Annotated in this window: 20 protein-coding genes and 1 pseudogene; 14 read left to right on the forward strand and 7 right to left on the reverse strand. The window is 69.9% G+C overall.

All coding sequences use genetic code 11. The features are described 5' to 3' along the window. Positions 1-40: 40 nt before the first annotated feature. A complete protein-coding gene (locus OG792_RS26140) occupies positions 41-715 on the reverse strand; it encodes an MFS transporter (RefSeq protein WP_329103234.1) in 675 nt (224 codons plus the stop codon). After that, positions 696-1,049, reverse strand: coding sequence for an MFS transporter (locus OG792_RS26145; protein ID WP_329103237.1), 354 nt, complete (start codon positions 1,047-1,049; stop codon positions 696-698). Before OG792_RS26145 ends, OG792_RS26140 begins: the two co-directional genes overlap by 20 nt. Before the next feature lie 137 nt (positions 1,050-1,186). Between OG792_RS26145 and OG792_RS26150 the strand changes: the two genes are divergently transcribed. From OG792_RS26150 to OG792_RS26170, 5 genes are all read left to right on the forward strand, one after another. Next, complete coding sequence (locus OG792_RS26150; RefSeq protein ID WP_329103239.1) at positions 1,187-1,429, forward strand: MerR family DNA-binding transcriptional regulator; 243 nt, start codon at positions 1,187-1,189, stop codon at positions 1,427-1,429. Positions 1,430-1,466: 37 nt separating this feature from the next. After that, complete coding sequence (locus OG792_RS26155) at positions 1,467-2,258, forward strand: SIR2 family NAD-dependent protein deacylase (RefSeq protein ID WP_329103241.1); 792 nt, start codon at positions 1,467-1,469, stop codon at positions 2,256-2,258. 542 nt (positions 2,259-2,800) lie between these two features. After that, complete coding sequence (locus OG792_RS26160) at positions 2,801-4,072, forward strand: tetratricopeptide repeat protein (protein WP_329111428.1); 1,272 nt, start codon at positions 2,801-2,803, stop codon at positions 4,070-4,072. A gap of 150 nt (positions 4,073-4,222) precedes the next feature. After that, the gene (locus tag OG792_RS26165; protein ID WP_329111430.1) at positions 4,223-6,469 is read left to right on the forward strand and encodes a CHAT domain-containing protein; all 2,247 of its coding nucleotides are present in this window, start codon (positions 4,223-4,225) and stop codon (positions 6,467-6,469) included. Positions 6,470-6,486: 17 nt separating this feature from the next. Then, positions 6,487-7,296: a tetratricopeptide repeat protein gene (locus OG792_RS26170; protein ID WP_329103243.1), complete on the forward strand. Its 810-nt coding sequence runs from the start codon at positions 6,487-6,489 to the stop codon at positions 7,294-7,296. A 122-nt stretch (positions 7,297-7,418) separates the two neighbouring features. Here OG792_RS26170 and dusB read toward each other — a convergent pair whose 3' ends face one another. Continuing rightward, a complete protein-coding gene (dusB, locus tag OG792_RS26175; protein WP_329103246.1) occupies positions 7,419-8,570 on the reverse strand; it encodes a tRNA dihydrouridine synthase DusB in 1,152 nt (383 codons plus the stop codon). 74 nt (positions 8,571-8,644) lie between these two features. Here dusB and OG792_RS26180 point away from each other — a divergent pair, with 74 nt between their 5' ends. After that, a complete protein-coding gene (locus OG792_RS26180; protein ID WP_329103248.1) occupies positions 8,645-9,424 on the forward strand; it encodes a hypothetical protein in 780 nt (259 codons plus the stop codon). A gap of 18 nt (positions 9,425-9,442) precedes the next feature. Here the strand turns inward: OG792_RS26180 and OG792_RS26185 are convergent, their stop codons facing one another. From OG792_RS26185 to OG792_RS26195, 3 genes are all read right to left on the reverse strand, one after another. After that, positions 9,443-10,822: a glycine--tRNA ligase gene (locus OG792_RS26185; protein ID WP_329103250.1), complete on the reverse strand. Its 1,380-nt coding sequence runs from the start codon at positions 10,820-10,822 to the stop codon at positions 9,443-9,445. A gap of 336 nt (positions 10,823-11,158) precedes the next feature. Then, a complete protein-coding gene (locus OG792_RS26190; protein WP_329111431.1) occupies positions 11,159-11,635 on the reverse strand; it encodes a hypothetical protein in 477 nt (158 codons plus the stop codon). Between the two features lie 220 nt (positions 11,636-11,855). Next, positions 11,856-12,197 carry an antibiotic biosynthesis monooxygenase family protein gene (locus OG792_RS26195; RefSeq protein WP_329103252.1) on the reverse strand — a complete coding sequence of 114 codons (342 nt, stop codon included), beginning with the start codon at positions 12,195-12,197 and terminating at the stop codon, positions 11,856-11,858. Positions 12,198-12,224: 27 nt separating this feature from the next. On the opposite strand from OG792_RS26195, the gene OG792_RS26200 reads away from it, so the two are divergent. From OG792_RS26200 to OG792_RS26235, 8 genes are all read left to right on the forward strand, one after another. Beyond that, positions 12,225-12,482 carry a DUF6703 family protein gene (locus OG792_RS26200; protein ID WP_329103254.1) on the forward strand — a complete coding sequence of 86 codons (258 nt, stop codon included), beginning with the start codon at positions 12,225-12,227 and terminating at the stop codon, positions 12,480-12,482. Positions 12,483-12,580: 98 nt separating this feature from the next. After that, positions 12,581-13,531: a metal ABC transporter substrate-binding protein gene (locus OG792_RS26205; RefSeq protein WP_329103255.1), complete on the forward strand. Its 951-nt coding sequence runs from the start codon at positions 12,581-12,583 to the stop codon at positions 13,529-13,531. 14 nt (positions 13,532-13,545) lie between these two features. After that, a complete protein-coding gene (locus tag OG792_RS26210) occupies positions 13,546-14,331 on the forward strand; it encodes a metal ABC transporter ATP-binding protein (RefSeq protein WP_329103257.1) in 786 nt (261 codons plus the stop codon). After that, positions 14,328-15,233 carry a metal ABC transporter permease gene (locus OG792_RS26215; protein ID WP_329103259.1) on the forward strand — a complete coding sequence of 302 codons (906 nt, stop codon included), beginning with the start codon at positions 14,328-14,330 and terminating at the stop codon, positions 15,231-15,233. Before OG792_RS26210 ends, OG792_RS26215 begins: the two co-directional genes overlap by 4 nt. Positions 15,234-15,249: 16 nt before the next feature. Next, a complete protein-coding gene (locus OG792_RS26220; RefSeq protein WP_329103261.1) occupies positions 15,250-15,570 on the forward strand; it encodes an ArsR/SmtB family transcription factor in 321 nt (106 codons plus the stop codon). Positions 15,571-15,587: 17 nt separating this feature from the next. Further along, positions 15,588-16,016 carry a Fur family transcriptional regulator gene (locus OG792_RS26225; protein ID WP_329103263.1) on the forward strand — a complete coding sequence of 143 codons (429 nt, stop codon included), beginning with the start codon at positions 15,588-15,590 and terminating at the stop codon, positions 16,014-16,016. 228 nt (positions 16,017-16,244) lie between these two features. Continuing rightward, on the forward strand, positions 16,245-17,108 hold the full coding sequence (locus OG792_RS26230; protein WP_329103266.1) for a hypothetical protein: 864 nt from the start codon (positions 16,245-16,247) through the stop codon (positions 17,106-17,108). Between the two features lie 195 nt (positions 17,109-17,303). Continuing rightward, the gene (locus OG792_RS26235) at positions 17,304-17,909 is read left to right on the forward strand and encodes a hypothetical protein (RefSeq protein WP_329103268.1); all 606 of its coding nucleotides are present in this window, start codon (positions 17,304-17,306) and stop codon (positions 17,907-17,909) included. A gap of 236 nt (positions 17,910-18,145) precedes the next feature. Here the strand turns inward: OG792_RS26235 and OG792_RS26240 are convergent. Next, positions 18,146-20,143 (reverse strand): annotated as a pseudogene (locus OG792_RS26240) (acyl-CoA dehydrogenase family protein); the annotation flags it as partial. Positions 20,144-20,347: the final 204 nt, after the last annotated feature.

The raw sequence follows: 20,347 nt of genomic DNA on the forward strand, positions 1-20,347 counted from the left end.
GGGTGTCGTGGTGGTCGATCGAGGCAGAGCGGAGCACACGCTATCCCTGCGGCCCCTGCCAGCCCCGCACTGCCACGAAGGGAGCACCACGTCTGAGCGTCCCGTCGAGGGTGACGATGGCGCCGCCGAGCACCGCGCCGAGGGCCGCACCCAGGTTGAACGCGCCAACGTTGGCCGACACCGCCAGCATCGGCGCCGCACCGGCGTGCCTGAGGATCAGGCCCTGAAGCGGGGCGATCGTCGCGGTCGCCAACAGTCCCAGCGCCAGCACCGCCAGCACCGCCGACGGCTTCCACACGACGATGAACGGGAACAGCGCCAGCACCCCGGTCAGCCCGCCGAACACTCCGCGTACGGTCCCGCTCAACGACCGGTCGGTCAGCCGGCCAGCGGCGAGGTTTCCGGCGAAGCTGCCCGCGCCGTAGGCCAGCAGCAGGACGGACACGACCGGCGCGGCGAACCCGCTGACCTGCGTCAGCAGCGGCGCAAGATAGGTGAAAACCGTTGACACACCAGCGAAACCCACCGCGGTCGTGGCGATCGACACGAGCACCGGTCGCCGTGTCACCACCCGCAGCTCCTCCCCGATACCGGCCCGCTGCGCGGCCTGCTTCGGCAGCACCGCCGCCAGCAACCCGGTGCCCGCCAGCGCCAGTACCGTCAACACCACGAACGGCAACCGCCACCCGGCGCGCTCACCCAGCAGCGCACCCAACGGCCACCCCGAGCAGGGTGGCGACGGTGAACCCGGAGACCACCGTCGCGATCGCCCGGCCGACCCGCTCGGCCGGCACCGCCCGCATCGCCGTCATCAGCGCCAACGCCAGGAACGCGGCATGGCTCAGCGACGACACCACCCGCCCGGCCAGCAGTACCGGAAACGACGGCGACCACGCACTCAACGCACTGCCCGCCGCGAACAGCAGCATCAGCCCCGGGGCCAGACCCTTGCGTGGCAGCCGCGCCGTCGCGATCGTCACCAACGGCCCGCCGATCACGACCCCGAGGGCGTACGCCGTCACGGCCTGCCCGGCCGTGCCCACCGACACGCCGAGGTCCTCGCCGACCTACGGCAACAACCCGGCAATCAGGTACTCGGAGGTGCCGACGACAAAAACACTGGCGCACAGCGCCGCCAGAATGGCGTAACTCTTCCGCATGAACCGGACGCTGGACTCTGACACGAATGTCAGAGTCCAGCCCGAGTGAACGAGGTCACGTGCGGATCGGGGAACTGTCGCGCCGCACCGACGTCCACGAACGCCTGTTGCGCTACTACGAACAACAGGAACTGCTCCGGCCCACCCGCTGTCCCAGCGGCTACCGCGAATACTCCGACAGTCATCGACGCCGCACCCGACGACGTCGCCGCCCGCGCCCGCACCAACCTCGTCGCCCTATCTCCCCCAGGCGGACTGCGGGACGTTGACCCGGAAGCGCCTCGGTGTAATGGCAGAATCTTCCGGATGGAAAGTGGCCTGCCGTCGGGTGTCGCCGCACTCCTCGGTCAGGCTCGTCGGGTCGTCGTCTTCACCGGCGCCGGAATCTCGGCCGAGAGCGGCGTGCCGACGTTCCGTGACGACCTCACCGGCCTGTGGGCTCGCTTCGACGCCCAGCGACTCGCCACCCCGGAGGCGTTCCACGCCGACCCGGATCTGGTCTGGGGTTGGTACGAGTGGCGGCGTGCACGGGTACGCCGCGCTCAGCCCAACCCCGCGCACCTGGCCACGGCTGCCATCGAGGACCTGATCCCCGGCAGCGTCGTCATTACCCAGAACGTGGACGACCTGCACGAGCGGGCTGGCTCCCGGGCGCCGGTCCACCTGCGCGGCAGTCTCTTCGCACCCCGCTGTGTGTCAGAGGCCGCCCACCCGGCCGTCCTTCCGGACACGGAGGGCGACGAGGCAGTCGACCCGGGAGACGGCGGCCGGATGGCGCCACCCCGTTGTACGCACTGCGGAGCGCTCGTCCGTCCCGGCGTGGTGTGGTTCGGTGAGGCGCTACCCGAGGCGGCGTTAACCGCGGCGGTCGAAGTCGCCACCGCGTGCGACGTGTTGCTGACCATCGGCACCTCCGGCCTCGTGTACCCGGCCGCGGAGATCCCCCGGATCGCGGCACGCTCCGGTGCCTCCGTCATACAGATAAACCCGCAACCGACGTCGCTCGACCGGATCTGCGCCGTCAATCTGCGCGGACCCGCCGCGCAGATTCTCCCGGTCCTGGTCGAGGCCGCACGGGACATCACCGAAAAGGAATGACCAACGCCCGTACGTCTGGGCCAAGAGTGTTGTCGGATGGTCGCGTGAGCGTCATCGGCGACGGCTGTGATCAGACAGGCCGCCCTGGGGCGTGGTCTCGGGTGTCGGATCATGGTCGCCGCGGTTTACCGGATCGGTGTCGGTTGTATCGTGCTGGCCGTTGTGGAGTGGTTCCGTTTGCCAGACGACGGTGACCGGCCGTGGCCGGGCTGCGTGGTGCGGCGTGGGCGTTTCGGGTCGCTGTGGACTTCGGGTTGGAGGGCGACGGTGAGAGTCTACAAATCAGTTTGGGACGTGGCCTTCGTCGGTGTCGTGTGGTTGGCAACGCCGATTGCGAGGACTTGCTGGTTCTGGTTGTCGGAACTGTGTACGGTTCGCTTCTCCGCGAGCCACTCGTCGAGATTGTGTGGTGTCGGGGGTCGCAGCGAGGCAGGGACGGTGCCAGGTTGACGGATGGTCCAGACTCGGCGGCCGACAGCGGGCGGGCCGGGAAACCGGAGCCTCTGGAGCGCGGTAGGACGGCCGCGACCGTCGTGCAGTTGATGGAGGTGCACCGGCTGGCGGTGGCCTCTCGGGAGACGGTGATTGCTCGGGATGTCAGTAACCGGTTGGCGGGGGTGTGGCTGCCCAGGTCCCGGTTCGCGGACGTCGCCGCCCTCACGAACGCCACCCTGACTCTCGGCCCGGACGCCGATGCCTTCTACAGCCTGGGCTGGGCCCAATCCTCCACGGGGCAACCCCGACAGGCCCTGGACAACTACGAGCGAGCCCTGCATCTGTACCGCGAGGTCGGTGGCCGCAGCAACGAAGCCGCCACCCTCAACAACATCGGTCGCGTCCACCACCACCTCGGGGCCCGACAGCAGGCCCTGACCTACTACCAACGGGCCCTCCCCATCCAACGGGACGTCGGCGACCGCGCCGGCGAAGCAACCACCCTCAACAACATCGGCGCCGCATACAACGGGCTCGGGGACCGGCAACGGGCCCTGACCTACTACCAACAGGCCCTCCCCATCCAACGGGAGATCGGCGACCGCGCCGGCGAAGCAACCACCCTCAACAACATCGGTCGCGTCCACGATCACCTCGGGCACCAGCAGCAGGCCCTGACCTACTACCAACAGGCCCTTCCCATCCAACGGGAGATCGGCGACCGCGCCGGCGAAGCAACCAGCCTCAACAACATCGGCGCCGCATACAACGGGCTCGGGGACCAGCAACGGGCCCTGAGCTACTACCAACAGGCCCTCCCCATCCAACGGGAGATCGGCGACCGCGCCGGCGAAGCAACCAGCCTCAACAACATCGGCGCCGCATACAACGGGCTCGGGGACCAGCAGCAGGCCCTGACCTACTACCAACAGGCCCTCCCCATCCTGGGGGAAATCGGCAACCGCGCCGACGAAGCGAGCACCCTCAACAACATCGGTTTCGTGTACGACAACCTCGGGGACCAGCAGCAGGCCCTGACCTACTACCAACGGGCCCTCCCCATCCAACGGGACGTCGGCGACCGCGCCGGCGAAGCGGCCATCCTCAACAATATCGGTGCAATCCGGTCGCAGCAGGGCCATTTCGCCGAGGCGAAGGACACCTTGGACGAAGTCCTCGGGATATTTCGCATGATCGGTGATCGCGGATCACAGGCAGCGACACACTTCAATATGGCCGTTGTGCTCTTGCAGATGGCGCGAGTGGACGACGCCACCGAGTTCCAGCGCCAGGCCATCGCTTTGGCCGAGCAGACAAGCCATCCGGCACTCGACCAGATGCGCGCGTTCCTCGTCGAGCTCGAACAGACAAGGAAATGATGGACAGTGGCCACTGCCACACCTGGGGGTCATCGGGACCGTGTTAGCCGACGTCGACTCGGCCAACGTCAGTCGGGGCCAGCTGGAGATCGTTTTCCGGCAGGACGAATCGCAGCAGAGCTGAGGGCGGAGACAAGCCGGGTGAGCGAGATGAACAGCTACGAGCTGAAGATCTTCGAGCAGACGTCGAGCTACTGGGAACTGCGCCTGTCGACCGGCGGAGGCCCGCCGAAGACCCGTGGCCTGGACAACACAGCTATCGATCACCTGATCGCGATGGTTGAACGCGATTACAGCCAGGATGCGGTCGCTCAGAAGGTGTTCGGTGCCCCGCAGCTACGTGCCCTCGGTACGAAACTGGCCACCTTTCTCGACGGCGATGAACGGTGGCTGACCCCGGTCCTGGACCATCCGTCCGGTGCCACGCTTCGAATCACGGCCGCGGAACGGCTACGGCACCTGCCCTGGGAACTGCTCGCCAGAGAGGGTTCGTACCTGACCGTCGCCAGCCACGCTCCGCTGCTACCGGTACGGGCCATCGGCACCAACACGGCCCTCAAGACCCCGATCGCCCCTGGAAACCGACCCCTGCGGGTGCTGTTCATGGCCACCTCCCCGGAGGGTGTCGAACCCGTGCTCAACTACGAGGCGGAGGAGGCGGCCATCCTGTCGGCGACCTCGCGTACCGGCACCGACCTGGTCGTCGAGGAAAGCGGCACCCTGGAAGGGCTTCGCTTTCTCAGTCGTGACTACGGCGCGGGATATTTCGACGTCCTGCATCTGAGCGGCCACGCCACCATCAACGCGAACGGCCAACCCACCTTCCTGGTGGAGGACGAGTTCGGCGGGCTCGCCCACGCCACCGCTGACCAGATCGCCCGGGCCATGGCCGGACACTGGCCCCGCCTGGTGTTCGTCTCCGGCTGCCTCACCGGGAACGCCCCCGACGCCGGCACGTTCCCCTCGATGAGCGAAAGCCTCGTCCGTGCCGGAGCCCCCGCCGTACTGGGGTGGGCGCTGCCGGTCGGCGACGTCTCCGCGACCGAGTTCTACCGCACACTGGCTGACGGTGAGCCCCTCGACCGGGCCCTCGTCGAAGCCCGACAGCACCTGTACGCCCACAAGCGTGGCAACTGGCACCTGCTGCGCGTCTACGCCGACAACTCCCCGCTGGCGCCCATGGTCACCCCTCTACACACCAAGGGGCGTGCACGGATCCACATCCGGCCCGCCGACCAGGACTTCCTCGACCCGCAGACCCAGCTGTCCCGGGTCGCCACCCGGGCCGCCTTCGTGGGACGACGACGGGTCATCCAGCGCTGCCTGCGTACCCTCAAACAACCCCACGGTCACGACGGCGCGGCGCAGGCCCTCGTCCTGCACGGTATGGGCGGCCTCGGCAAGAGCAGTCTTGCCTCCCGGCTGCTGGAACGCATGCCCACCCACCAGCGTGTCGTCTGGTACGGCGGCGTCGACCTGACCAGGTTCCGAGAACTCGCCACCAAGGTCAAACTCCCCACCCTTGAGCAGGAGATCGAGGCAGCCCAACTGCTCGACAACAACGAGGCCCCCCTCGCCGCCCGCCTGCGCCACCTGCTCGATGTCGACGGACCTCTCGGGCAGACCCCCTGCCTGTTCGTGTTCGACGACTTCGAGGACGGCAACCTCGACAAACGCGACGGCACACACGTGCTCTCCGCCGAGATGGCCGACATCCTGCCCGCCCTACTCAAGGCCATCCGCGAAACCGGCAGCCCCAGCCGAGTCATCATCACCAGCCGCTACCGTTTCCCCGCTCCCGCCGCAACCACGATCGTCGTCGAGTCACTCGAAACCCTCACCGGAACCGAACAGGCCAAGAAACTCGCGAACCTGCGTAACCTGCGCCCCGGCTCGACCATCGACCCTGACATCCGCGAGCGCGCCATCCAGGCCGCGGCCGGCAACCCCCGCCTACTCGACTGGCTCGACCTGATCGTCGCCGACACCAGCCTCGACATCGACGGCCTCATCACCGCCATCGAGCGGGAAGCCGACCGGTTCCGCCGGGAAACGATCCTGGCGAGGAACCTCCTCAACTCCCAAACCCCCGAGCTGCAAAAGATGCTCGCCAAGGTCAACGTCGTCGAACTGCCCGTACCCGCCGAGACCGTCAAGGCCGTCCACAACCACCCGGAGGCCACCGGCCACATCACACGCGCCGTCCAACTCGGCCTGATCGAAGAAGGCACCGACCCCGGAACCCGCCAACCCCGCTACTACGTCTCCAACGTCCTACGCCCCCTCATCCGCCCCCTGCTCACCGACGACGAATACACCCGGGCCTGCGCCGCCGCCGCACGATCCCTCCACAAACTCTGGGTCACCGACCCCGCCACCCCCAGGCCCGCTCCATGACCCCCCACGCCCAGTGGGTGGAGGTGCACCGATTGGCGGTGGCCGGTCGGGAACCGGCAATCGCCCGCGACGTCGGGAACCGGGTGGCAAGGGTGTGGTTGCGCCGGTCCCGGTTCGCAGACGTCGCGGCCCTCGCGAACGCCACCCTGCCCCTCGGCCCGGACGCCGGCGCCTTCTACGACCTGGGCTGGGCCCAATCCTCCACGGGGAAACTCCGACAGGCTCTGGAGAGCTTCGAGCGCGCCCTGCACCTGTACCGCGAGGTCGGCAACCGCGGCAACGAAGCCGCCACCCTTAACGGCATCGGCCGCGTGCACGACCACCTTGGGGACCGGCAACAGGCCCTGACCTACTACCAACAGGCCCTCCCCATCCAGCGGATGGTCGGCAACCGCGCCGGCGAAGCAACCACCCTCAGCAACATCGGTACCGCATTTGACAGCCTCGGGGACCGGCAGCAAGCCCTGACCTACTGCCAACAGGCCCTCCCCATCCTGCGAGAGGTCGGCGACCGCGCCAGCGAAGCGATCACCCTCAGCAACGTCGGTCGCGTGTACGACGATCTCGGGGACCGGCAGCGAGCCATGACCCACTACCAGCAGGCCCTCTCCATCGCGCGAGAGGTCGGCGACCGCGCCGGCGAAGCGGCCACCCGGTACAACATCGCGATGATCTACCGGACGGAGGGAAACCTCGACCGGGCGATCGGCGAGCTCGAACTCGTCGTCAACCTCGACCGCCAGGTCGGGCACCCGGACCTCGCATCCGACACTGCCATGCTCGAACAGGTAAGCCAAGAACGCGCAAGAGCTCGGGAAGCGACCTGATCACGTGCCGGACCCGGCCACCCTCAACCTCGCCGCGATCAATGCATGACTCCGACCCCGTTATGAGGCACAGCCCGATTCAGATTCCGAGTGGCGCTGGATTCGCGTCGGCTCGACGGTTCTCAGCCGCCGGAATCGTCCATCTCGGCGCCGGCCGGTACGACGTCGCTGTCCCGGTCGGCCAGCCAGCCGTCGGGCAGGTGCACTTTGCCGGGTGAGTTGGTCCGGCCGCGCGGCTGACCGAGGGTGTTGAGCGGGAACGGCTCGGCCGGATCGAGCTTGCCGAGCAGGTCGTCCAGCTCGGCCAGGCTGTTGATCATCGCCATCGCCCGGCGCAGCTCGCCGCCGACCGGGAAACCCTTGAGGTACCAGGCCACGTGCTTGCGGAAGTCGGTGCAGCCGTCCCGCTCACTGCCCATCCACTCGGCCAACAACTCCGCGTGCCGGCGCATCGTCCCGGCCACCCGGCCGAGGTCGGGCAGCCGCCGCTCGGACCGCCCGGCGAAGGCCGCCGCCAGGTCCGCGAAGAGCCACGGCCGACCCAGGCAGCCACGGCCGACGACCACGCCGTCCGCCCCGGTCCGGGCCATCATCCGCAGCGCGTCGTCCGCCTCCCAGATGTCGCCATTTCCAAGCACCGGTACGTCCAGCGCCTGCTTCAGGGTCGCGATCGCGTCCCAGTCCGCGCTGCCGGAGTAGCGCTGTTCGGCCGTACGCGCGTGCAGCGCCACCGCCGCCACCCCGGCCTCCTGGGCGGCGAGACCGGCTTCGACGTACGTCAAATGGTTGTCGTCTATGCCCTTGCGCATCTTCACCGTGACCGGCACCCCGGCCGGTGCCGCCGCGTCGACCGCGGCCCGGACCAGTCGGGCGAACAGTCGGCGCCGCCACGGCAACGCCGCGCCGCCGCCCTTGCGGGTGACCTTCGGCACCGGGCAGCCGAAATTGAGGTCGATGTGGTCGGCCCGGTCCTCCTCGACCACCATCCGCACCGCCGCGGCGGTGGTTTCCGGATCCACGCCGTAGAGCTGGAGGCTGCGCGGGCGCTCGTCGGCGCCAAAGGCGATCATGCGCATGGTGCGCGGGTTCCGCTCCACCAGCGCGCGGGTGGTGACCATCTCGCAGACGTACAGGCCGCCGCCCTGTTCCCGACAGAGCTGGCGAAAGGCGACATTGGTGATGCCGGCCATCGGCGCGAGCACCACCGGCGGCCAGACCGGGTGCCCGCCGATGGCCAACGAACCCGGCACGGCCGGAGCGGCGGTCGACGTCATCCTCCGAGGATCCCACCCCGGACCGCACGACTGGCGAGGACCCCCGGACGTCAATCTGATTTATATTTACCGCCGTGATTACCTTTGCCGCCCTGCTGTTCGGCCTGGGATGCTGCCTGATCGTCGGCGGCGCGGTGGCCGCCCTGCTCCGCTGGTACGAGGCGAACCAACGGCGGATCCTGGAACGGGCCGCGCTGGTGCCGTGCGCCGACTGGCAAGCGGGCCGGCGCTGGCAGGCCGCCGCCGGCATGACCACCGCCGGCCCGACCGGGGTGCAAATCTCCCCGGTCACCGGCACCGCCTGCGCCTGGTACGCCGTGGACCTGGTCCGCGAGCCGTCGCGCCGGTACGACGACACCGCGTCGAGCGTGGACCACCTGTGGACGCAGGAGGCGCCGGGGCCGCCCGCGCTCCAGGACCACACCGGCAGCCTGCTCATCGATCCCCGACTACTGCGCCGGCGGTCGACCGACGGGGACCCGCTGATCACCACCACGACGGTCCGGCGCTACGGCCGCGAGGACGAGGACCGGGTACCGCAGCTCATCCCCCGGGACGTGTACCTCGGCACCGGAAAGCACGAGACCCTGGTGCTGACCGAGCTGCTGGTGCACGCCGGCCAGCGGGCGTACGCGATCGGCAGGGCGCGGTCCGACGGCGGGAACCTCGTGCTCACCCCGTCCCGGCGCGGACCGGTGACGGTCCTCACCACCGGCACCTACGAGCAGGTGCACGCCCGCCGGATCGCCGCGACGGCCGGCTCCTGGACGCTGCCGGGCGCGCTCAGCATCGCCGGCGTGGCCGGGATCGCCGGGGCGGTACTGCTCGCGTGGCTGACCTGGCCCGTCGACTGAGCTGACCGGACCGGTGGCTCAGCAGCCGGGCAGGCGCTCGATCAGGTAGTTCTCCACCTGGTCGAGCGAGACGCGCTCCTGCAACATGGTGTCCCGGTTCCGTACGGTGACCGCGTTGTCGTTGAGGGTGTCGAAGTCGATCGTCACGCAGAACGGGGTGCCGATCTCGTCCTGGCGGCGGTACCGCCGGCCGATCGCCTGCGAGTCGTCGAACTCGACCACCCAGCGCTTGCGCAGCGCCGCGCTGAGGTCGCGGGCCTTCGGGGACAGTTCCGGGTTGCGCGACAGCGGCAGCACGGCCACCTTCACCGGCGACAGCCGGGGATCGAACCGCAGCACGGTCCGCTTGTCCACGCCGCCCTTGGTGTTCGGCGCCTCGTCCTCGTCGTACGCCTCCAGCAGGAAGGCCAGCACCGCGCGGGTCAGGCCGGCGGCCGGCTCGATCACGTACGGCATCCAGCGCTCGCCCTTCTCCTGGTCGAAGTAGGAGAGGTCGACACCGGAGTGCTTGCTGTGCGTGGTGAGGTCGAAATCGGTCCGGTTGGCGATGCCCTCCAACTCGGAGAACTCGGTGCCGCCGAACATGAACTTGTACTCGATGTCGACGGTGCGCTTCGAGTAGTGCGAGAGCTTCTCCTTCGGGTGCTCGAACAGCCGCAGGTTCGACTCGCTCAGCCCGAGGTCGAGGTACCAGTTCCAGCGCTCCCGCAGCCAGAATTCGTGCCACTGCTCGTCCGAGCCGGGCTCGACGAAGAACTCCATCTCCATCTGCTCGAACTCCCGCGTACGGAAGATGAAGTTGCCCGGGGTGATCTCGTTGCGGAACGACTTGCCGACCTGGGCGATGCCGAACGGCGGCTTCTTGCGCGCCGAGGTCATCACGTTGGCGAAGTTGACGAAGATCCCCTGCGCCGTCTCCGGCCGCAGGTAGTGCAGGCCCTCGTCGCTCTCCACCGGGCCGAGGTGGGTCTTCATCAGCCCGTTGAACATGCGGGGCTCGGTGAAGGTGCCCTTGTTGCCGCAGTTCGAGCAGTTGATCTCGGCGAGTGAGGTCGGCGGGCGGCCGTTGCGGGCCTCGAACGCCTCCTCCAGGTGGTCCGCGCGGAACCGCTTGTGGCAGGACTGGCACTCGGTCAGCGGGTCGACGAACGCCTCCAGGTGCCCGGAAGCGGCCCAGACGTCCCGGGCCAGGATGACGGCCGAGTCGAGGCCGACCACGTCGTCGCGCTGCTGCACCATGTTGCGCCACCACTGGCGCCGGACGTTCTCCTTCAGCTCCACGCCGAGCGGACCGTAGTCCCAGGCCGACCGGGTGCCTCCGTAGATCTCGCTGGAGGGGAAGACGAAGCCTCGGCGCTTGGCGAGACTGACCACGGCATCGATACGGTCGGCCGGCATGGTTCTCCTCCTACGCCGACTGGCGGTCGGCGGGGACGCATCAGGAACGAAACGGACAACAACGAACAACGGCACCACCCACCGCTGTTCCAAGCCCAGCAGACTACCCCGCCCCCACCCACCCCCACCCATCCCCCGCCCCCCACCCCCATCCCACCCCCATCCCCCGCCCATCCCCACCCCATCCCCCGCCCATCCCCCCGGCGATCTTGCACTTGTGGTCGTACACAAATCCGGATGAGTGCCCTATTTCGGGCGCCACAAGTGCAAGATCGCCGGCCAAGAGGGGCGGGAGGGGGAGGGCGGCGGGGTGGGGCGGGAGAGGGGCGGGGTGGGTTAGGTGATGTCGCAGACTTCTAGGGCGCCGGTGCGGGTGTCCTGGGTCAGGCGGACGCGGAGGTTGTCGCGGCTGCCGCTGGTGTAGGTGACTCCGACGGGGACTATCAGGTCGTTGGTGGCTGTTACCTCGCCGATGCGGAAGGAGTCGATTTCCGGTTCCTCGGCGACCCGCTGCTCGAACTCGCGCGGCGACTCCCGGCGCTGGGCGGCGTCGCAGAGGAAGTCGTACGCCTTGTCGAACTCCTGGTTGCTGACCGCCTCGAAGTAGTCACCGGCGACCACCTGGGCCTGCTCGTTGATCGCCTCGACGCCGGAGACGGTCAGACCGACCACGGCCGCCACCCCGCCACCGCAACAGAGCAGGACGGCCAGGCCGGCGACCCCGAGCCCGAGCCACAGCCGCATGGTCCGGCCCTCGGTCGGCGGGGCGGCGAACGGCGGCGTCACGCCCGGCCCCGGCGGCGGGCCGGGCACACCGTACGGCGCCGGCCCGGCCGGCACCGGGTACACCGGCGGCACGCTCCCCGACCCGTCCGAGCCCGGGTACGCAGGCGGCACGCTCCCCGACCCGTCCCAGCCCGGATAGGCCGGATAGGCCGGCGGCGGGCCATCCGGTCCGGGTGTCACCGGGTACGGCATCGGCGGGCCGCCCGGCCCCGCAGTGGTCATGGACGCAAGGGTAGTGCCCGCGACCTCATCGGCTCGGATCAGTGGCCCGGTCACTGACCGCCACCTCGACCTGCCCGCCCGGTTCGGCGCTGGCGAGGGCCTCGAACGCCGACGGCTCGTCCAGCGACTCGGCGAGCAGCGGGGTGGCGTACACCTTGACGTCGAACGCGCCGAGCGCCCGCCGGTAGGTGCCGACCGACTCCCACTCGGTCACCAGCGACCACTGCCGGGGATCCTCCAGTGCGCGGACGAGCTGCCCGCGCTGATAGCCGGGTCGGGCGGCCAGTGCCGCCAGCGCGGCATGCGCCCGTTCCGTGAAGGACGCGGCGGCGTCCTCGTCGACCACGAACCGGTTCGTCACCAGCACCCGGTGCCTCCTCGTAGAGTCTGTGCCATGCAGCGTACGCAGAGCGTCTTGCTGGCCCGGCTGGCCCGGGTGAACCCGACCGTGGTGTTCCTCGCCACGGTCGCCGTGGTGCTGGTCGGCCTCTTCGCGCCCGGAATCGTCGGCGGGGCGGTGCTGCTGGCGCTCGCCGCCGGACTGGTGGCCCTGCTGCGGCTCACCTGGCCGGTCCAGCCGCCGGCGACCCGGATCATCCGCCTGCTGATGCTGACCCTGCTGGTAGCGGTAGCCCTAGTCAAGATCCTCTGACCGGCCCGACCACTCTTCCTTGTTCGGAGGCGAAGCCTCCCTCACATGCAAGCATGCGTTTTTGACAATCATTCTCATTCGCGCGGAGAGTAGATGGCATGCTGATCCGCTCCGCTCCCCGTACCCTGGCCGTCGCCGCGAGCGCCGTGCTCGCACTGGGTGGCCTCGCCGCCTGTGGGCAGGACGCCGCCGGGGGTGACGCCGGCGGCCGGGTCGACGTGGTCGCCGCCTTCTACCCCCTGCAATACGTGGCCGAGCGGGTCGGCGGCGACGCCGTACGGGTGACGAACCTGGCCAAGCCCGGTGCCGAACCGCACGACCTGGAGCTGAACCCGAGCCAGGTCGGCCAGGTCAGCGACGCCGACGTGATCATCTTCCTGAAGGGCTTCCAGCCGGCCGTCGACGACGCGGTGGAGCAGGTCGGTGGCGACCGCACCTTCGACGTCGCCGGGGTGGAGCCGCTGCGCGACGCCCCGACCGGCGGCCACGAGCACGAGCAGGAGGGCGCCGGTGGCGGCGAACGGGCCGGGGTCAAGGACCCGCACGTCTGGCTCGACCCGACCCGGCTCGCCACCATCGCCGACAAGCTCGCCGAACGGCTGGGCAGGGCCGACCCGGCGCGGGCCGCCGACTACACCGCGCGGGCGCAGGCGCTGCGTACGGAGCTGACCGCGCTGGACCGGGAATACAGCCAGGGCCTGCGCGACTGCCAGCGCCGGGAGCTGGTGACCGCGCACACCGCCTTCGGTTACCTGGCCGCGCGCTACCAACTCGAACAGGTCGGCATCTCCGGCATCACCCCGGAGGACGAGCCGTCGCCGAAGCGGCTGGCCGAGGTGGCCGACGAGGCCCGCGAGCACGGCGCCACCACGATCTTCTTCGAGACCCTGGTCAGCCCGAAGGTCGCCGAGACCATCGCCCGCGAGGTCGGGGCGACCACCGCCGTCCTCGACCCGATCGAGGGGCTGTCGGAGGGCGGGACCGCAGACTACGTTTCGGTGATGCGTACCAACCTCGGCGCCCTGAAGACCGCCCTGAACTGCTCATGAGCGACGATCTAGGGATGGATGCGGGAGAGCGGCACGAGCCGGACCGGACGGTGATCACCGTCGACCGGGCGGTCGTCGCGTACGGCGAGCGGCCGATCCTGCGCGGTGTCTCGCTCCGGGTGACCGCCGGTGAGGTGGTCGCCGTACTCGGAGCGAACGGTTCGGGCAAGTCGACGCTGATCCGGGCCGTGCTCGGGCTGGTCCCGCTGAGCGGCGGGTCGGTCGAGCTGTTCGGCACCCCGCTGCGGCGGTTCCGGCAGTGGGCCCGGCTCGGTTACGTACCGCAGCGGCTCGGTGCGGGTGGCGGCGTACCGGCGACGGTGGCGGAGGTGGTCGGCTCCGGCCGGCTGGCCCGGCGCGGTTTCCTGCGCCCGCCCGGCGCCGCCGACCGGACGGCGGTGGCCAGCGCCCTGCGCGCGGTCGGTCTCGCCGACCGGGCCGGCGACCCGGTCGCCACCCTCTCCGGCGGCCAGCAGCAACGCACCCTGATCGCCCGTGCCCTGGCCGGTCAGCCGGAGCTGCTGATCCTGGACGAGCCGACCGCGGGGGTCGACGCGGCCAGCCAGGAGGCGTTCGCCGGGGCGCTGCGCCACTTCGTCGCCGACGGTGGCACGGTGCTGCTCGTCGCCCACGAACTCGGCCCACTGGCCCCACTGATCAGCCGGGCGGTGGTCGTCGCCCAGGGGGAGATCGTGCACAACGGCGCGGTGCCGGAGCCGGCGGGTCATCACGCCGGTGCCGGGCACGACCACGTCCACCCGCACGGTCCGGAGGAACTACCGGGGTTGTGCATCGAATGAGCCTTTTCCAGTACGACTTCATGCTGCGCGCCCTGGTCGGCGCGCTGGTCATCGGGCTGGCCGCCCCGGCGCTCGGCATCTACCTGGTGCAGCGCCGGATGTCGCTGATCGGTGACGGGGTCGGACACGTCGCGCTCACCGGGGTCGGGGTGGGCCTGCTGCTGAACACCTCCCCGGTGCTCACCGCCGTGATCGTCTCGGCGGTCGGCGCGGTGGCGATCGAGCTGGTCCGGGAACGGGGCAGGACCTCCGGCGACCTGGCCCTGGCGCTGCTGTTCTATGGCGGTATCGCCGGTGGGGTGATGCTGGTCGGCCTGTCGGCCAACCGCAGCAACGCGAACCTGATGTCGTACCTGTTCGGCGCGCTGACCACGACGGCGCCGCAGGACCTGGTGGTGATCGTGGTGGTCGCGGCCGTGGTCCTGGTCGCCATGCTGGGCCTGCGCCCGGTGCTGTTCGCGATCTCGCACGACGAGGAGTACGCCCGGGTGTCCGGGGTGCCGGTACGCGCGCTCAACCTGCTGCTCGCCGCGACCACGGCGGTGACCGTGACGATCGCCATGCGCACCGTCGGCCTGCTGCTGATCAGTGCCCTGATGGTGATCCCGGTCGCCACCGCGCAGCAGTTCACCAGGGGCTTCCGCGGCACCATGGCGGCGGCGATGACGCTCGGCCTGCTCGCCGCCGCGGTCGGGGTGTGGCTGGCCGGGACCGCCGACACCGCACCCGGGGCGACGATCGTGGTGGTTTCCATCGCCGGTTTCCTGCTCGTCGCGGTGGGCGGTACGGCCTGGCGGGCGGTCCGCCGACGGGTGGTTCCGGTCAGGGCGGGCATTTCGTCGATCGAGGTGCCGGAATCGGTGCTGGATCACGCCGCCCCGTTGGTGGGACCGGGACGATAGTGGTTACCGTTACGGGATGACGAGCGCCAGCGGATACGAGGTGTACGAGAGCGCGGGTGAACTGCTGCGCGCGCTCTCCGCTCCGATCCGGGTCGCGATCGTCACCGAACTGGCCGACGGCGAACGCTGTGTGCACGAGTTGGTGGAGAAACTCGGCGCGGCCCAACCACTGGTCTCCCAGCATCTGCGGGTGCTGCGCGGCGCCGGTGTGGTGCGCGGCTCACGCCGTGGCCGGGAGATCGCGTACGCGCTGGTCGACGAGCACATCGCGCACATCGTGGCGGACGCCGTCAGCCATGCGGGCGAGGCCGCCCCGGCCCGGCTGTCGGCGAGCTGACCGAGCTGGAGGAAGACATGACGGACACGGAGGCGGAGACCGGCACCGCCATACGCAACACCCGGCAGCGCAGCGCGGTCAGCGCCCTGCTGGCGGAGGTGGCGGGCTTCCACAGCGCCCAGGACCTGCACGGGATGCTGCGTGACCGGGGCGAACGGGTCGGGCTGACCACCGTCTACCGGACGTTGCAGGGGCTCGCCGACGCGGGCGAGATCGACGTGATGCGACCGGCCGGCGGCGAGCACCTCTACCGGCGGTGCAGCGACGGGCACCACCATCACCTGGTCTGCCGGGGCTGCGGCCGTACGGTCGAGATCGAGGGGCCGGCGGTGGAGAACTGGGCCGACCGGGTCGCCGCCAAACACGGGTACGCCGACGTCAGCCACACCCTGGAGATCTTCGGCACCTGTCCCGACTGCACCACCTGCTCGCATTCGTTGACATAAATCTGAGCAACAATGGAGTGGCCACTGCGGCCGTTCCGGTCGGATACTCGGTCGACATATTTGCCGCCGCCTGAGCATCGGCCGTGAATCGGGAGGACCGCAGTGAGTCAAACGCGCGATCCGGACCTCATCCACATCCCATCGACGGTAGTTCCCGACTCAGTACCAACATCCACCCTGGTCAATGGGTATTTTCCCCGGCGACGAGGGCTCATCATCCTGCTCAGCGTGCTCGGCGGTTTCCTGCTGACCGTCGTCTGGTCCGCCGAGTTCGTCGACTCGACCATCGGTGACAACGTCGCGAACACGCTGCTCGGCCACGACGCCAAGCAGACCCCGATCGCCGGCATCGCCGCCGGCATCGCGTTCGCCTTCGTCTCCGGGCTGGCCGGCACGTTCACCGCCTGCAACATCGCCGCGTTCGGGGCGGTGGCACCGCTGCTCGGCGGCACCGGCGGCCGGTGGCAGCGGCTCGGCCAGACCCTGCGGCCACTGGGCTGGCTGGCCGTCGGCATGATCAGCGTCTCCATCCCGTACGGCATCCTGGTCGGGCTCGTCGGCACCGACATGCCACAGTTCTCCACCGCACCGAACCCGGTCGGTGAACTGTCACCCCGCAGCATTCAGTCGATGATCGTGTTCGGAGTGGTCGGACTCGCCATGACCTACCTCGGGCTGGCGGCACTCGGCGTCGTGCGCGACCCGTTCGCCCGGCTCGCCCGGCGCTTCCCGAACGCGCCGATGGTCGTCATGGGCGTACTGATCGGCGCCTTCCTGATCGGACGCCCGTTCGCGCTGTTCCGGCAGATGTTCCGGGACGCCGCCGAAAGCGGCAACCCGTTGTACGGCGCCGCCGCGTTCACCCTCCAGTCGCTCGGCAACGTCGTGGTGATGGCGCTGCTGTTCCTGCTGCTGACGTACACCGTCGGGGGGCGGTTGCAGCGGTGGATCGCGGTCAACCCGCGCCGGATCACCGTCATCACCGCGGTCGCGCTGCTGGTGGCCGGCGTCTTCACCTTCCTCTACTGGGACGTACGCCTGCTCGACCGCCGCGAGATCATCCCCTGGTACCCGACCGCCCCCTGGGCCTGACCCATCGGCGGCCTCCGGGCCCGACCCACCGGCCCCCGGGCCCGACCGGGGCCCCAACCACGGACCCGGCGGACGCAACCGCCCACCCACCCGCTGCGGCGTCACCGGTCAACCCCGGAAACGGCGCCGGTAGTGGGCGCAGGTGCGTCCGCCGGGACCTCGTACAGTCGGCCGGGACGTGGCACCCTGTCCGGCGTGAAGATTTACGCTGACCGTTTTCCGAAGGCCGCCCGGCAGGTGCTCACCGACCTGCTCGTGATCGCCTGGGTGTACCTGTCGATCAGGTTCTCGATGTGGCTGTACGACCTGGTGCAGAAACTCGCCGTACCGGGCCAGAAGCTGGAGGGCGCCGGCACCGACCTGGCCCGGAACTTCAGCGAGGCCAGCGACAAGATCGGTCGTACGCCGATCGTCGGCGACGACCTGACCGGACCGTTCGACCGGGCCGCCGACGCCGCACGGTCGCTCGCCGAAGCCGGCCACAACCAGCAGGAACAGGTCGCCGACCTGTCCCTCACCCTGGCCCTGCTGGCGCTGGTCTTCCCGCTGGCGCTGGTGCTGCTCGGCTGGCTGCCGCTGCGACTGCGCTGGATCCGCCGGGCCAGTGCGGCGGCCGCGTTGCGCGACGCCGCCGCCGGACGGGATCTGCTCGCCCTGCGGGCCCTGGCCAACCAGCCGCTGCGCCGGCTCACCCGGATCGACCCGGACGTGGCCCAGGCGTGGCGCCTCGGCGACGAATCCACCGTCGACGCCCTGGCCGCGCTGGAACTACGGCACCTCGGCCTGCGCGGTGGTCGATAGAGTCGACAACTGTGCGCATCCTGCTGGGTCTACTGAGCGTCCTCCTGCTGCTCTACGCGGCGGCCCTGCTCTGGGCCGCCCAGCGGGGCCGGGGCATCCCCCGGATCGGTTACCTGGTCCTGATCCCGCTCAACCTGGCCGTGCTCGCCCTGGTCATCCTCGTCATCTGGTAACCGTCCCGAAGCGGTCCCGGGCCGGGCGGTGGTCTCCGGCGGGGCGGCGGCCGTGGACGGGTCGGGCGGGATGCGACGGCGTACGTCCGGCACGGTGGCCGGGCCCGGTTCCCAGGCGGCGACCCACTCCCGCTCGGCCGGCGGGGTGAGCACACCGTCCTCGACGAACGCGTACCGGCCGGCGAGGATGCGCCCGGCGGCCACCACGTCAACCGAGTCGGTGTTCTCCCAGAGGGTGTGGAACAGGATCTCGACCCGGGACCGGGCCTGGCGGCAGAACAGGTCGGCCAACTCCACGCCCTCGGGACGCTCGGCCGATTCGGCACGGGCCCGTACGGCAACCGCCGACATCGCGAACAGTTCCGCGCCGATATCCACGATCCGGCCGAGGAACGCCTGCTTGCGTTCGAGTTTGCCCTGCCAGCGGGACATCGCGTAGAACGTCGAGCGGGCCAGCCTGCGCGACGACCGCTCGACGTACCGCAGGTGCTGGGCCAGGGGGCCGAACTCGGCGTACGAGTGGGGTTGCTGGCCGCGACCAACCGCGAGCGTCGGCAGCCATTTGGCGTAGAAGGCGCCGGCGGTGGCGGCGGCGCGGGCCTTGCGACCGAGTCCGGCGTCGGGGTCGATGATGTCGCCGGCCACCGCGAGGTGGGCGTCGACCGCCTCGCGGGCGATCAGCAGGTGCATGATCTCGGTCGAGCCCTCGAAGATCCGGTTGATCCGCAGGTCGCGCAGGAGTTGCTCGACCGCGACGGCACGTTCGCCTCGGGCGGCGAGCGAATCGGCGGTTTCGTATCCGCGCCCGCCCCGGATCTGCACCAGTTCGTCGCCGATCCGCCAGGCCATCTCGCTGGCGTAGAGCTTGACCAGGGCAGCTTCGATCCGGATGTCGTTGCGGTCGTCGTCGGCGAGCAGGCAGCAGAGGTCGAGCATGGTCTCCAGCCCGTAGGTGCTGGCGGCGATGAAGGAGAGCTTCTTCGCCACGGCCTCGTGCTCGCCGACCGGGCGCCCCCACTGGACCCGCTCGGCGGACCACTCGCGGGCCACGTTGAGCGACCACTTGGCGGCGCCGACGCACATCGCCGGCAGCGACAGCCGGCCGGTGTTGAGGGTGGTCAGGGCGATCTTCAGCCCCCTACCCTCGCCACCGACGACGTTCTCCTTCGGCACGAACACGTCGTGCAACCGGGTGACGCTGTTCTCCAGCCCGCGCAGGCCGAGGAAGGTGTTGCGCCGTTCGACCGTGATGCCCGGCGAGTCGCCCTCGACCACGAACGCGGTGATCCCGCCGCGTCGTCCCTCGGTCGCCGGCACCCGGGCCATCACCACGAGCAGGGTGGCGACGGTGCCGTTGGTGGCCCAGAGCTTGATCCCGTTGAGCCGGTAGCCGGTGCCGTCCTCGGTCGGCTCGGCGGTGGTCGCCAACCGGGCCGGATCGGAGCCGGCGTCGGGTTCGGTGAGCAGGAAGGCGGAGACCTCACCGGCGGCTAGCCGGGGCAGGAACCGCTGTTTCTGCTCGTCGGAGCCGAACATCTTCAGCGGTTGCGGCACCCCGATCGACTGGTGGGCGGAGAGCAGGGCACCGATTGCCGGGCTGGCCGAGCCAGCGAGGGTCAGCGCCCGGCAGTAGTGCAGGTTCGACAGGCCGAGGCCGCCGTACTTCTCGTCGATTTTCATGCCGAAGGCGCCGAGCCGGGCGAGCCCGTGGAACACCTCGTCGGGGATGAGCGCGTCACGTTCGATCTGGGCGCCGTCGACCTCGGTGCGGACGTAGGTGTCGAGCCGGGCGAGGAACTCCTCGGCCCTGCCGGCGCGGTCCGGGTCGGTTTTCGGCCACGGGTCGATCAGGTCGAGCCGGAACCGGCCGAGGAAGAGTTCCTTGCCGAAGCTCGGCTTGCCCCAGTCGGTTTCCCGGGCCGCCTCGGCGACTCGGCGGGCCTCCGTTTCGGAGACCTGACCGGCTTCCTTGGGCAGCGGCCCGACGCCATCCTTCGAGCTGGTCGGCACCGGTCCGTCGGCGCCGTCCGCCGCCGGCCGGTCGTCCTTCGTGGTGGTCATGGCAACCCCCTAGAGCGAGGTACGGCTGAAAGCCCGCGCTGCCTGCACAGACAACGCCGCTGCGCCCCTGTTACCCAGCGGTAGGTTCGTGCACTCCCCCGGATTTCCGACAGCGACGGCATTCCGTGCCGGTGACGACGACGACCCGTGCCGGTGACGACGACGACCTGTGCCGGTACGCCGAAGCGTCGGCGTACCGGGATC

Source organism: Micromonospora sp. NBC_01699, from assembly GCF_036250065.1.
GTDB lineage: Bacteria > Actinomycetota > Actinomycetes > Mycobacteriales > Micromonosporaceae > Micromonospora_G.

Bases quoted from the DNA above. Each gene is read 5' to 3' on its own strand.
- OG792_RS26210 (WP_329103257.1), top strand. From the start codon at position 13,546: ATGGATGCGGGAGAGCGGCACGAGCCGGACCGGACGGTGATCACCGTC.
- OG792_RS26205 (WP_329103255.1), top strand. From the start codon at position 12,581: ATGCTGATCCGCTCCGCTCCCCGTACCCTGGCCGTCGCCGCGAGCGCC.
- OG792_RS26185 (WP_329103250.1), bottom strand. From the start codon at position 10,822: ATGCCGGCCGACCGTATCGATGCCGTGGTCAGTCTCGCCAAGCGCCGA.
- OG792_RS26225 (WP_329103263.1), top strand. From the start codon at position 15,588: ATGACGGACACGGAGGCGGAGACCGGCACCGCCATACGCAACACCCGG.
- OG792_RS26215 (WP_329103259.1), top strand. From the start codon at position 14,328: ATGAGCCTTTTCCAGTACGACTTCATGCTGCGCGCCCTGGTCGGCGCG.
- OG792_RS26150 (WP_329103239.1), top strand. From the start codon at position 1,187: ATGTCAGAGTCCAGCCCGAGTGAACGAGGTCACGTGCGGATCGGGGAA.
- OG792_RS26160 (WP_329111428.1), top strand. From the start codon at position 2,801: ATGGAGGTGCACCGGCTGGCGGTGGCCTCTCGGGAGACGGTGATTGCT.
- OG792_RS26155 (WP_329103241.1), top strand. From the start codon at position 1,467: ATGGAAAGTGGCCTGCCGTCGGGTGTCGCCGCACTCCTCGGTCAGGCT.
- OG792_RS26200 (WP_329103254.1), top strand. From the start codon at position 12,225: ATGCAGCGTACGCAGAGCGTCTTGCTGGCCCGGCTGGCCCGGGTGAAC.
- dusB (WP_329103246.1), bottom strand. From the start codon at position 8,570: ATGACGTCGACCGCCGCTCCGGCCGTGCCGGGTTCGTTGGCCATCGGC.
- OG792_RS26165 (WP_329111430.1), top strand. From the start codon at position 4,223: ATGAACAGCTACGAGCTGAAGATCTTCGAGCAGACGTCGAGCTACTGG.
- OG792_RS26220 (WP_329103261.1), top strand. From the start codon at position 15,250: ATGACGAGCGCCAGCGGATACGAGGTGTACGAGAGCGCGGGTGAACTG.